Annotated in this window: 10 protein-coding genes and 1 rRNA gene; 7 read left to right on the forward strand and 4 right to left on the reverse strand. The window is 60.2% G+C overall.

The window, feature by feature from the left end; all coding sequences use genetic code 11:
* Nucleotides 1–219 precede the first annotated feature (219 nt).
* A 5S ribosomal RNA gene (rrf, locus tag ACP7DE_RS21590) occupies nucleotides 220–332 on the forward strand.
* 134 nt (nucleotides 333–466) lie between these two features.
* On the opposite strand, the gene ACP7DE_RS21595 is transcribed toward rrf, so the two are convergent.
* On the reverse strand, nucleotides 467–1,039 hold the full coding sequence (locus ACP7DE_RS21595) for an acyloxyacyl hydrolase (RefSeq protein ID WP_426074012.1): 573 nt from the start codon (nucleotides 1,037–1,039) through the stop codon (nucleotides 467–469).
* 84 nt (nucleotides 1,040–1,123) lie between these two features.
* On the opposite strand from ACP7DE_RS21595, the gene ACP7DE_RS21600 reads away from it, so the two are divergent.
* Nucleotides 1,124–2,026 (forward strand): NAD(P)-dependent oxidoreductase, encoded by a 903-nt coding sequence (locus ACP7DE_RS21600; protein WP_426074013.1) that lies wholly within the window; start codon nucleotides 1,124–1,126, stop codon nucleotides 2,024–2,026.
* A gap of 1 nt (nucleotide 2,027) precedes the next feature.
* On the opposite strand, the gene ACP7DE_RS21605 is transcribed toward ACP7DE_RS21600, so the two are convergent.
* Nucleotides 2,028–3,221: a M20 aminoacylase family protein gene (locus tag ACP7DE_RS21605; protein ID WP_426074014.1), complete on the reverse strand. Its 1,194-nt coding sequence runs from the start codon at nucleotides 3,219–3,221 to the stop codon at nucleotides 2,028–2,030.
* A gap of 205 nt (nucleotides 3,222–3,426) precedes the next feature.
* Between ACP7DE_RS21605 and ACP7DE_RS21610 the strand changes: the two genes are divergently transcribed.
* From ACP7DE_RS21610 to ACP7DE_RS21625, 4 genes are all read left to right on the forward strand, one after another.
* Entirely contained in the window at nucleotides 3,427–5,502 is a 2,076-nt protein-coding gene (locus ACP7DE_RS21610) for a molybdopterin-containing oxidoreductase family protein (protein WP_426074015.1), read from the forward strand.
* A gap of 2 nt (nucleotides 5,503–5,504) precedes the next feature.
* Nucleotides 5,505–6,560 carry an aminopeptidase gene (locus ACP7DE_RS21615; protein WP_426074016.1) on the forward strand — a complete coding sequence of 352 codons (1,056 nt, stop codon included), beginning with the start codon at nucleotides 5,505–5,507 and terminating at the stop codon, nucleotides 6,558–6,560.
* A 276-nt stretch (nucleotides 6,561–6,836) separates the two neighbouring features.
* A complete protein-coding gene (locus tag ACP7DE_RS21620; protein ID WP_426074017.1) occupies nucleotides 6,837–8,519 on the forward strand; it encodes a long-chain fatty acid--CoA ligase in 1,683 nt (560 codons plus the stop codon).
* A 55-nt stretch (nucleotides 8,520–8,574) separates the two neighbouring features.
* Nucleotides 8,575–10,257 (forward strand): long-chain-fatty-acid--CoA ligase, encoded by a 1,683-nt coding sequence (locus ACP7DE_RS21625; protein WP_426074018.1) that lies wholly within the window; start codon nucleotides 8,575–8,577, stop codon nucleotides 10,255–10,257.
* Here the strand turns inward: ACP7DE_RS21625 and ACP7DE_RS21630 are convergent.
* On the reverse strand, nucleotides 10,254–10,454 hold the full coding sequence (locus ACP7DE_RS21630; RefSeq protein ID WP_426074020.1) for a hypothetical protein: 201 nt from the start codon (nucleotides 10,452–10,454) through the stop codon (nucleotides 10,254–10,256). The genes ACP7DE_RS21625 and ACP7DE_RS21630 overlap by 4 nt on opposite strands.
* A 310-nt stretch (nucleotides 10,455–10,764) precedes the next feature.
* Here ACP7DE_RS21630 and ACP7DE_RS21635 point away from each other — a divergent pair, with 310 nt between their 5' ends.
* Complete coding sequence (locus tag ACP7DE_RS21635; RefSeq protein ID WP_426074186.1) at nucleotides 10,765–10,932, forward strand: LytTR family DNA-binding domain-containing protein; 168 nt, start codon at nucleotides 10,765–10,767, stop codon at nucleotides 10,930–10,932.
* On the opposite strand, the gene ACP7DE_RS21640 is transcribed toward ACP7DE_RS21635, so the two are convergent.
* Nucleotides 10,929–12,521, reverse strand: coding sequence for an alkaline phosphatase D family protein (locus tag ACP7DE_RS21640; RefSeq protein ID WP_426074021.1), 1,593 nt, complete (start codon nucleotides 12,519–12,521; stop codon nucleotides 10,929–10,931). The two genes, ACP7DE_RS21635 and ACP7DE_RS21640, sit on opposite strands and share 4 nt — an antisense overlap.
* Nucleotides 12,522–12,538 lie beyond the last annotated feature (17 nt).

Consider the following 12,538-nt stretch of genomic DNA (forward strand, 5'->3'; position numbering starts at 1 on the left):
GGCTGGGTGTGGAAGTGCAGTAATGCATTAAGCTAACCAGTACTAATTGCCCGTACGGCTTGTCCCTATAACCTTAGCAGGTACAGAGGATGAGAAAGTACATGTTGCGTGTTGTTGATCGCAATCATTACCCAAGTAATATCTCAGTAAATAATCGACACTTCTTCCAGATTCATGACGCTGCTGCCCAATTGGGAGCAACCGTCAGTACAAGTTATGCCTGATGACCATAGCAAGTTGGTCCCACCCCTTCCCATCCCGAACAGGACCGTGAAACAACTTTGCGCCGATGATAGTGCTGCAACCAGTGTGAAAGTAGGTTATCGTCAGGCTTGTTATTCGTAGTAGAGAAAAACCCGATCAGAAATGGTCGGGTTTTTTTTCGTCTGATGCTTTGGCAGGTTTTACAGCATACAGGCGTAAAAAAAGCAGCGCTACGCGCTGCCTTTGTCATTTGTCAAACGCATTAAAAGTGATAAGCGACTTTGATATTCATGTAATTGACGCCACTGTTTGGCTTTTTGTAGCCGCCATTCGAGAAATGCTGGATTTTCGCAGCGACTTCCCATTTGTTATTGAAGATATAGCCGACGCCGATATGGTCGCCGAACTGGAAGTGGGTCGACAGGCGGTCATCGTCGTTGTTGTACAGTTTTGACAGCATGTGCACGCCGATGCCGGCTTCCGCATAAAAACCCAGCTTGTTCATATTTTCAAAACGGAACACGGGGGTAAAGCCCAGGTCCCACAGTTTTTGATGCTGGCCTGGGACATTCTGATAGCTCTTGGCATCCCAGCCGCCGATGCTGGCATCCCAGTAACCGCTCAACTGTGTGCCATTCGATACAAACCAGGCCTTATCCCAATTCGAGGTTACGCCAGCGCGTACCATTTGTACCTTCACGCCCTTGGCATATTCGCCGTAGACGGAGTCGATCAGTTTGTCGTCGGCGGCAAAGCCGGCATTGGCCGCCATCAGCGCGGCAGCTGCGGCGATGGATTGGAGGAGATTCTTCTTGAAGAACATAGAGGCTTTCATCGTAAAATTGGCCGATAGGCTATTGTTGTACAGGCACCTTGCTTTGCATGCCGCTCTCGCCACTTGTTGATCTCAGGGGTTCAATTGACATTCTCTACAAAAATTGCATTTCTCGGTATCGGTCTGATGGGGGATCCGATGGTCCGGTGCCTGCTGCGCGCTGGATATTCTGTCACAATTTGGAATCGCACGCACAGCAAGGCCCAAGTGCTGCGTGCGGCAGGGGCACAGCCGGCCGTTTCCGTGGTTGAGGCGGTCAATGGCGCGGACGTGGTCATCTCGATGCTGGAAGCCGGTCCCATTGTGGCGCAGGTGCTGCAAGAGGCGCTGCCGGCCTTGCCAGCGGCTGCGATATGGATCGATATGAGTTCCACCAAGCAATCAGAGGCCCAACAATTTCATGCCAGCTTGCACGCGGCAGGTCATGCTTTCATCGATGCGCCCGTGTCGGGTGGCGTCGGCGGGGCGCAGGCGGGCACCTTGGCCATCATGGCCGGCGCCAGCACCGACGATTACGCACGGGTTGAGGCGATTCTGGCGACCATGGGCCGTCCGACCCTGGTGGGCCCATCAGGCAGCGGACAGGTGGCCAAGCTGTGCAATCAGCTGATCGTCGGCGCCACCTTGACCATCGTGGCTGAGGCATTGCTGCTGGCACAGGCAGCCGGCGCCGATGCGGCTGCCGTGCGGGCAGCCATTCGTGGCGGCTTTGCCGAGAGCAAGATTTTGGAGCTGCATGGCCAGCGCATGCTGGAACGTAACTTTGTGGCCGGTGGGCAGGTGAAGAGCCAGATCAAGGACATGCACAACATCCTCGCGGCGGCCCAGGCCGCGCACGTCACCTTGCCAGTGACGCAACTGGTGACGCAGCGCTATGAAACCATTGCCGAAACGTACCCGACGGCAGACCATGCGGCGGCCTTGCTGGCCCTGGAGGCGTTGAATCCGGGGCAGCGCCTGGGTACTGGCCCGGATAAACTGAGCTGATTCAAGCGATGGGCAGGCTCGCTTCGGCCAGCTTGACCCAGAAAGTGGCGCCGATGGGCAGCAGATGGTCGTTGAAATCGTAGCTGCCATTGTGCAAGACGCACGGACCCAGGCCATGGCCGCCATCGCGGTGTTCGCCATCGCCATTGCCGATGAAAATGTAGCAGCCGGCCTTTTCCTGCAGGAAGAAGGCGAAATCTTCCGCGCCCATGGTCGGTTCGACATTCGCGTTGACTTTGTCGGTGCCCACCACACTTTTCATCACGTCGACGGCAAACGCCGTTTCTTTCGCGTGGTTGACCAGCGGCGGATAGTTGCGCTTGAAGTGGAAATCGACTTCCGCGCCAAAGGCGGCGGCCGTGTGCACGGCGATCTCGCGCATGCGCTCTTCGATCAAGTCCAGCACGGGTGTGGTGAAGGTGCGCACGGTACCGACCAGGCTGGCATCATCGGGGATCACATTGGTGGCGCTGCCTGCGTGGATTTGCGTGATCGACAGCACGGCCGTGTCGAGCGGACTCTTGTTGCGTGTGATGATGGTTTGCCAACTTTGCGCGATTTGCACGGCCACCATCACGGGATCGATGCCCTTGTGGGGCTGGGCCGCGTGGGCGCCCTTGCCCTTGACGGTGACGTGGAATTCATTGCTGGAGGCCATCATCGGCCCCTCCACCACGCTCAGGGTGCCCGTTTCTGCGCCCGGCCAGTTGTGCATGCCGTAGATGGCATCCATGGGAAAGCGTGTAAACAAGCCGTCTTCGATCATTTCACGCGCGCCGGCGCCGCCTTCTTCGGCCGGCTGGAAGACCAGATATATAGTGCCATCGAAATGGCGGTGCTGCGCCAGGTAATGGGCGGCGCCGAGCAGCATGGCCGTGTGGCCGTCGTGGCCGCAGGCGTGCATCTTGCCCGGGTGGCGTGAAGCATGCTCGAAGGTATTCATTTCCTGCATTGGCAAGGCATCCATGTCGGCGCGCAGACCGATGGCACGCGTTGAGGTGCCATTCTGGATGATGCCGACCACGCCGGTGCGACCCAGGCCGCGTACCACGGGAATGCCCCATTCCGTCAGTTTGGCGGCGATCACGTCCGAGGTGCGCTGTTCTTCGTAACACAGCTCGGGATGCGCATGCAGGTCGCGGCGGATACCTTGCAGCTCGGATTGAAACGCCAAGATCGGATCAACTAATTTCATCGGACTCTCCTGTGGATGCTGGCGCGCAGCCATGTAGGGCGCGCCGGACCGCGGCTGTTTGATCAAAAGCAGGCGCGGCTAATAATGCATTGTAGCCCTTGTTTGCCGGGTAAATCCAGCGCACGGCCCAGCTTGCTCAACCGCCAACAGCAAGCGCGCGGAATGGTTTACAGTAGCGCCTTCCCCCAACGTTTTTGGATTGCCCATGACCACCACCCAAGTGCGCGCCGCCTGCCCGCTCGATTGCCCCGATACCTGCGCCCTCCTGGTCACGGTGACCGATGGCGTGGCAACAGCCGTCAAGGGCGATCCCGACCATCCGACCACGGCTGGCGTGCTGTGCACGAAGGTGTCGCGCTTCACGGAACGCACCTACCATGCCGACCGGCTGCTGCATCCGCTGCGCCGCGTGGGCAAGAAGGGGGAGGGAAAGTTCGAGCGCATCAGCTGGGAAGACGCATTGCAGACCATCGCCGCCCGCTTGAAACCGATCGCCGCGCGCGATCCGCAGGCGATCTTGCCGTACAGCTACTGCGGCACCATGGGCCTGGTGCAGGGCGAATCGATGTCGTCGCGTTTTTTCAACCAGCTCGGTGCTTCCTTGCTGGACCGCACCATTTGCGCCTCGGCCGGCGCCACTGGCTACCGCTATACGGTGGGCGCCAGCATCGGCACGGACCTGGAGCAATTCCAGAATGCGAAATTGATCATTATCTGGGGCGGCAATCCGATCGCCTCGAACCTGCACTTCTGGATGCGGGCGCAAGAGGCCAAGCGCAACGGCGCGACCCTGATCGCCATCGACCCGTATCGTTCGCTGACGGCCGAAAAATGCCACCAGCATGTCGCCTTGCTGCCGGGTACCGATGCGGCCTTGGCGCTGGGCTTGATGCATGTGCTGATCACCGAAGACCTGGTCGACCACGACTATATTGCGCAGTACACCATCGGCTATGCTGAACTGAAACAGCGGGCCCTGGAATGGCCGCCCGAGCGCGTGGCCGAGGTGTGTGGCATCACCATCACGGAAGTGGTGGACTTGGCGCGCCTGTACGGCCAGGCATGCCGTTCTGGCGAGGGCGCCGCCATCCGTGCCAACTATGGCGTGCAGCGCGTGCATGGCGGTGGCATGGCGGTGCGCAACATCGCCTGCCTGCCGGCCCTGACGGGCGCGTGGCGCCACCCAGCGGGTGGCATGCAGCTGTCGAGCTCGGGTTCCTTTCCCGTCGACCGCAAGGCCTTGCAGCGCCCCGATTTGCTCAAAGGTACGCCGCGCACCATCAACATGAGCACCATCGGCGACGATCTGCTGAAAACAACTTCACCCGAGTTCGGCCCGCAAGTCGAGGCCGTGATTGTCTACAACTCGAATCCCCTGGCGGTGGCGCCCGATTCCTCGAAAGTGGCGCAGGGCTTTGCCCGCGAAGATTTGTTTACGGTCGTGCTCGAGCACTTCCAGACCGATACCGTCGATTACGCCGACATCGTGTTGCCCGCCACCACGCAGCTCGAGCATGTCGATGCGCATTCCACCTACGGCCACCTGTACATGATGGCGAACAATGCGGCCGTGGCGCCGCTGGGTGAAGCGAAGGCGAATACGGAAATCTTTCGCCTGCTGGCGCAGCACATGGGCTTTGATGACCCGTGCTTCCAGGAAAGCGACGATGCGCTGGCGGCCAAGGCCTTCGATGCGACGGATGCGCGTGCCGTGCATTTCGACTGGGAATCTCTGAAACGCACGGGTTGGCAAAAGCTGGCCATGCCCGAGGCACCGTTTGCCGCAGGCGGTTTCCCCACGCCGTCAGGCAAATGCGAGTTTTATTCCAGCGCCATGGCGCAGGCGGGACTCGATCCCTTGCCGACGTACATTGCACCGCACGAATCGCTGGCCAGCAATCCGGCGCTGGCAGCACGCTATCCGCTGGCCATGATTTCTCCGCCGGCGCGCAATTTCCTCAATTCCACGTTCGTCAACGTGAAAAGCCTGCGCGCGGCCGAAGGCGAGCCACACCTCGATATTCATCCCGATGATGGCGCCGCGCGCGGCATCGTGGCCGGCGACATGGTGCGCATCTTCAACGACCGTGGCAGTTTTGTTGCCAAGGCCAGGTTGACGGACAAGGCGCGGCGCGGCCTGGTGGTAGGCTTGTCCGTGTGGTGGAAGAAGCTGGCCAGCGATGGCAAGAACGCCAATGAAGTGACCAGCCAGCGCTTGACTGACATGGGCCGCGCACCCACCTTCTACGATACGCTGGTCGAAGTGGAAAAGGCTGGCTGACCATGGCCCTGCTGCGCTGGCCGGCCCGCCTGCTTGCTGGCACCTTGTGCATGCTGCTGGGTGGCTGCACGCAGCTGCGCTACTACACGCAAGCGGCGCAGGGGCAATATGCGCTGTGGTCCGGCGCGCGCCCCATTGATGCCTGGCTCGATGACCCGGCCACTGAGCCGCGTCTGAAAGTGCGCCTGGCCAAGGCGCAGCAAATCCGCCGCTTTGCCGTCAGCGAGCTGGACTTGCCAGACAATGGCAGCTACAAGAACTACGCGGCCCTGCGGCGCCCGTTCGTGCTGTGGAACGTGGTGGCCACGCCGGAATTGTCGCTGCAGCCGCTGCAATGGTGTTTTCCCATCGCCGGTTGCATCAGTTATCGAGGCTATTACAGCAAGGAAGAGGCGCTCGCGTATGCCGAGCAGTTGCGTGCCCAGCATTACGACGTGCAGGTGGGCGGCGTGCCCGCGTATTCCACCCTGGGCTGGTTCGACGATCCCCTGCTATCGACTTTTATCAACTACAACGATGCGGAACTGGCGCGCCTGATTTTTCATGAACTGGCGCACCAGGTGGTGTATGTGCCCGGCGATTCGGCCTTCAACGAGTCGTTTGCCAGTGCGGTGGAAGAGGCGGGCGTGCAGCGCTGGCTGGCACGCGAGGGCAATGACGCCATGCGCGCGTCGTATGCCCAGTATGCGGCGCGGCGCCAGGATTTTCTGGCCTTGCTGCTGAAATATCGTGAGGAGCTGGAGGCCGTGTATGCCAGCGACGCCAGCGAGGCGGACAAGCGCACGCGCAAGGCGCAGGTGTTTGCTGCACTGCAAGACGCATATCAGGTGCTGAAGCAAGAGTGGGGTGGCTTTGCCGGTTACGACCGCTGGTTCGAGCAGCCATTGAGCAATGCGCACCTGGCTTCCGTGTCTACCTACAATGAATTTTTGCCTGCCTTCAAAAAATTGCTGGAAGAAAAAAAGAACTTTCGTGCTTTTTATGCTGCAGTGCACACAATGACCCAGATCAAGAAGCCTGAGCGCAGGCGTGTGCTGGAACAATTGTCCAGCCCGTGACCCCTAAAGATTGTCTCGCACGTCAGGGCAAACGATCCTGCAACAGTGTATTTATCATGCTGCACTGCAACACAAAAAGCCCCTAGAGCTGCCGCTCGAATACTGTTGAAAGCGCTTGCATGGAAGCGCGGCGCCCGATAGCATCGCGTTAGTAGCATAGAGCAATTGCTCGTCAGAATGCTCAAACTGACTGCCGGACGACAGAATCCGCAGCAATGATCCGCGCCGGCAGGGTGCGCCGGCTCCCCCACGATTATTCGAGACAAGAGGCACAGGATGGAAAAAATTTGGCTGAAGTCGTATCCTCCCGGCGTTCCCGCCGACATCGATCCTGATCAATATCGTTCGCTGGTGCATTTGCTGGAAGAAGCGTTTCAAAAATATGCAGACCGCAATGCCTATGTCTGCATGGACAAATTTCTCACCTATGCCGAACTCGACACCTATTCGCGCCAGCTGGGTGCCTGGCTGCAAAGCCGTGGTTTGAAAAAAGGTGCCAGAGTCGCCCTGATGATGCCGAACGTGCTGCAGTATCCGGTGGCGATTGCCGCCGTCTTGCGCGCCGGCTACACGGTGGTCAACGTCAACCCGCTGTACACGCCACGCGAACTCGAGCACCAGCTCAATGATTCGGGCAGCGAAGCCATCATCGTGCTGGAAAACTTTGCCCATACACTCGAACAAGTGTTGGGCAAGACGGCCGTCAAGCACATCATCGTCGCCAGCATGGGTGAAATGCTGGGCGGCTTGAAAGGCATGCTCGTCAATTTTGTCGTGCGCAACGTCAAGAAGATGGTGCCTGCGTATTCCTTGCCGAACGCCATGCGTTTCAAGCAGGCGCTGGCGCTCGGCAGCCGCATGAAACTCACGCCCGTCGAGCTGAGCATCAACGACGCCGCCTTCCTGCAATACACGGGTGGCACCACGGGCGTGTCGAAGGGCGCGACCTTGAGCCACCGCAACGTGATCGCCAATGTGCTGCAAAGCGAAGCGTGGTCGGGCGCGGCGCTCGACCAGAACAGCAAGGAACAGATGATCGTGGTCTGTGCCTTGCCTCTGTACCATATCTTTGCCCTGACGGCGTGCGCGATGTGGGGCACGCGCGTGGGCGCCCTGAATATCCTGATCCCGAATCCGCGCGATATCCCGGGCCTGATCAAGGAGTTGGGCAAGTATAAATTCAACCTGCTGCCCGCGGTTAATACGCTGTATAACGCGCTGGTCAACCACCCCGACTTTGCCAAGCTCGACTTCTCGGGCTTGAAGATTGCCAATGGCGGCGGTATGGCGGTGCAGCAAGCCGTCAATGACAAATGGCTGCAAGCGACGGGCGTGTCCATCATCGAGGGTTATGGCCTGTCGGAAACGTCGCCTGTCGCCACGTGCAACCGCGCCGACAGCACTGCGTTTTCCGGCACCATCGGCTTGCCGATTCCGTCGACCGAGATCGCGATTCTCGACGATGACGGCAAGGAAGTACCGCTGGGCCAGACGGGCGAGATCGCCATCCGTGGCCCGCAAGTGATGACGGGCTACTGGAACCGTCCCGATGAAACGGCCAAGGTCATGACACAAGATGGCTATTTCAAATCGGGCGACGTGGGCATCATGGATGAACGCGGCTACGTGAAGATTGTGGACCGCAAGAAAGACATGATTCTCGTCTCCGGCTTCAATGTGTATCCGAACGAAGTCGAAGCCGTCATCGCTGCCCATCCCGGCGTGCTCGAGTGCGCCTGCGTGGGCGTACCCGATGAGCATTCGGGCGAAGCCGTGAAAGTGTTTGTGGTACGCAAGGATCCGAACCTGACCCAGGCAGTGCTGGCCGCGTATTGCAAGGAACAATTCACCGGTTACAAGCGGCCGAAATACATCGAGTTCCGCGATGAACTGCCGAAGACTAACGTCGGCAAGATTTTGCGTCGCGCCCTGCGTGACGAAACGAAGACCGCAGCATAAACAGTGTGGGATGCACCAGGAGGCGCATCCCTTTTACAGATAAAGATGAGGCAAGATGGACAAGATTTGGTTGAAGTCGTACCCGGACAGCGTTCCCGCAGAGATTGATTGCACGCAATACCGTTCCGTGACGCATTTGTTGGAAGAGTCGTTCCAGAAATATGCGGACCGTAACGCTTTCGTGTGCATGGATAAATTCCTTACCTACCGGGAGCTCGACCAGCTGTCGCTGCAGATGGGGGCCTGGCTGCAAAGCAAGGGGCTGCAACCGGGCGCGCGCGTAGCGATCATGCTGCCGAACGTGCTGCAATATCCGGTGGCGATGGCGGCAATTTTGCGCGCCGGCTATACCGTGGTGAATGTCAATCCGTTGTACACGCCGCGTGAATTGCAGCATCAGTTGATTGACTCGGGCAGTGTAGCGATCATCGTGCTGGAAAACTTCGCCACCACGGTGGAGCAAGTGTTGCCGCATACCCAGGTCAAGCATGTGATCGTCGCCACCATGGGTGACATGCTGGGCGGCTTGAAGGGCACCATCGTCAACTTCGTCGTGCGCAAGATCAAGAAAATGGTGCCTGCGTTTTCCTTGCCTGGCGCCATCAGTTTCAACAAGATGCTGGCCGAAGGCGCGCACCTGACGCTCAAGCCCGTGCAGCAGGGGCATGACGATATCGTCTTCCTGCAATACACGGGTGGCACGACGGGCGTGTCGAAGGGCGCGATGTTGCTGCACCGCAACGTGATCGCCAACGTGCTGCAAAACGAGGCGTGGATGTCGCCCGTGATGACGCCTGAGATGCGCGCCACCTCGATGGGATTCATGTGCGCCTTGCCCCTGTATCACATCTATTCGTTGACGGTCAGCGCCCTGATGGGCATGCGCCTGGGCGGCATGAGCGTGCTGATTCCCAATCCGCGCGACATCCCCGGTTTCGTCAAAGAATTGTCCAAGCACAAAATCGTCGTCTTTCCGGCCGTCAATACCCTGTACAACGCGCTGCTGAACAATGCCGACTTTGCCAAGCTCGATTTTTCCAGTTACAAAGTGTGCAATGGCGGCGGCATGGCCTTGCAGCGCAACGTGGCCGAACGCTGGCTGAAACTGACTGGCTGCCCGCTGATCGAAGGCTATGGCATGTCGGAAACATCGCCCGTGGTGACGGGCAACCGCGTCGATATCACGGAATTCACGGGTACCATCGGCTTGCCATTCCCCTCGACGGAAGTGGCGATCTTGAACGATGACGGCGTGGAAGTGCCGCTGGGCGAGCCGGGCGAGATCGCCGTGCGCGGCCCGCAAGTGATGGCGGGCTATTGGCAGCGTCCGGACGAGACGGCCAAGTCGATGACGGCCGACGGCTACTTCAAGACGGGCGACGTGGGTGTCATGGATGAGCGCGGCTATGTGAAGATCGTGGACCGCAAGAAAGACATGATCATCGTTTCCGGCTTCAATGTGTATCCGAACGAGGTGGAGGACGTGGTCTCTTCGTGCCCGGGCGTGCTGGAATGCGCCTGCATCGGCGTGCCGGATGCCAACGCGGGCGAAGCCGTAAAAGTATTTGTCGTGCGCAAGGATCCGAACTTGACGGTGGAGCAGATCCGCGAGCATTGCAAGCATGAATTGACGGCCTACAAGAAACCGAAATACATCGAGTTCCGCGATGAATTGCCGAAGACCAATGTCGGCAAGATCTTGCGCCGTCAATTGCGCGACGAAAAGAAAGTGGCTTAGTTCACTGCCAAGGCCGTGTCCGCCACTAGGTTCCGGCCTGGGCGGCTGGGCAGGCCAAAGCACGGGCGCAGCCAGTTCACCTTGCTGATCAGCAGCGAAGTCCCGAGCCAGCAGCTTGCCAGCGTGCCAGCCAATATCAGCAGTGGCTCCAGCACGAGGCCCAGCTTCAGGGGCACCAGCCAGTAGGCCAGCAGCACGATCGCGCTCTGGAGTAATAGGTAGCAGGGAAAGACGGCTTGGCTGGCCCATGGCAGCCAGGCAAAGGGGCCGGTTCAATAGCGTATGCGACCAGCCCAGGATGGCGCAGATGGCCAGCCACATGTACAGGCTGCGCATGGGCCAGGAGCCAGCCGAGGCCCAGGTCAGCAGTTTTTCTGAATAAATCTGGTCGAAAAACATGTACACGGCAAACGCGCCGAAGCCCAGCCACAGCGTGCGCCAGCGCAGGCGCGCCAGTTCCGCCCCCAATTCCTTGTCATTGCCCAGCCACCAGCCATCGAACGCCGCCTGGACGGCAAGCGCTTTGTGCGCGTGCACCGCAGCTATATCGTCAGCCTTGATTTCGTGCAAAGCATCGTGCCGCTGGAATCGGGCGATGCGCGCGCCGTGCTGTCCACGGGTGGCGAAGTGCCCGTCAGCCGGCGCTACCGCGATGCCTTGAAAAGTACTTGCTAGCTTTCCTGCAAGCCAGCCTTGCCGTCGCGCACGATAAAGCTGGCCAGTGTTGCGATGCCGGATGCGCTGTCGCGCACATTCTCCAAACCCTGGAACAGGGTCGTGGTTTTCTCCGGTGTGATTTCCATCAACATATAGCCGCGCTTGTCGCTGCGTCCGTAACGGATGTGCGGGTTCATCGCCACGTACTGCTCGGTGCGCGCCTGCGGGCGGGAACTCGAGGTGATGGACGTGCCGCAAAACTCGGTGGCCAGCACGGGATTATCCTTGCTGGTGGGCCGCGTGGCGTTGCGGCTCAGTTCCGTGGCATAAAAGGTGTGTACGTCGCCTGACAGCACCAGCGGGTTGCGCGCGCCGCTGCTGCGCAAGGCATCGAGCAGGTGCTGGCGCGCCATCGGATAACCATCCCAGCCATCGGTCCATATGCGCTCGTCGCCGGGACGCAGAATGGGCACCTGGCTCGATTGCGCCATCAGCGTTTGCTGGGCCAGGATATTCCAGCGCGCCGGAGAGGTGGCTAGTCCCGCTTGCAGCCAGCGCTGCTGCTCCTCGCCCAGCATGGTGCGTTCCGGTTTCAGCAAGTCGGGGCAGTTGCGCGTGGTGACGGAATTGGAGCCGCCGCGGCCCGGCCTGGCGCATGCGTGATAGGCACGGTATTGCCGGTCGTCCAGTACGTGGAAGCGCGCCAGCCGGCCCCAGTCGTAGCGCTGGTAGATGCGCATGTCGACAAAGCCCCGCCGCCCCAGCGGCAGCAGGCGCAGCGGCATGTGTTCATAAAACGCCTGGTAGGCGGCCGCGCGGCGCTGCAAAAAGGTGGGCGTGAGCAATTCGTCGCGGTCATTGCCATAATCGTTGGCCACTTCATGGTCATCCCAGGTGACGATCCATGGCGCGGCCAGGTGTGCTCCCTGCAAATCCTGGTCGCTTTTGTATTGCGCGTAGCGGGCGCGGTACTCGTCCAGGCTGAAACTTTCGTGCGTGCGCACGGCGCGGCGTGGGTGCTGCAGCTGGTACGGCCCCCATTCATAGATGTAGTCGCCGAGGAAGGCCACCAGGTCGGGCGCGGCTGCGGCAATGTGCCGGTGCGCCGCATACGCGCCGAATTCCCAGTGCTGGCACGAGGCAACGGCCAGCTTCAGCGACGCAGGCAGGGCATCGGCGGCGGGTGCCGTGCGTGTGCGGCCCACGGGGCTGACGGCGTCGCCAAACATAAAACGGAACCAGTACCAGCGGCCGGGCGCCAGGCCGCCCACGTCCACGTGCACGCTGTGCGCGAGGGCGGGCGTGGCCGTGGCTTGCCCTTTGGCGATAATGCGACGAAACCCTTCGTCGTCGGCCACTTCCCAGCGCACGTTCAGGGCGATGGCGGGTGTGGCGGCCACCTGCAGCGGGTCGTAGCAGATGCGCGTCCACAGTACGACAGCGTCCGGCAAGGGCGAACCGGACGCGACACCGAGCGCAAAAGGATAGCCTGTGCCATTCAGGCGCGTGGCGGCGCGCGCGCCGGAACCGGACAGCACGCCGCCGGCAGCGGCCAGCGCACTGATGCGCGCGGCACTGAGCAGGAAGATGCGGCGCTGGCTATCCATGCCGGCTGGCCATGCAA

It is taken from the genome of Janthinobacterium sp. DSP2-3-3, from assembly GCF_049897325.1.
Taxonomy (GTDB): Bacteria; Pseudomonadota; Gammaproteobacteria; order Burkholderiales; family Burkholderiaceae_D; genus Janthinobacterium.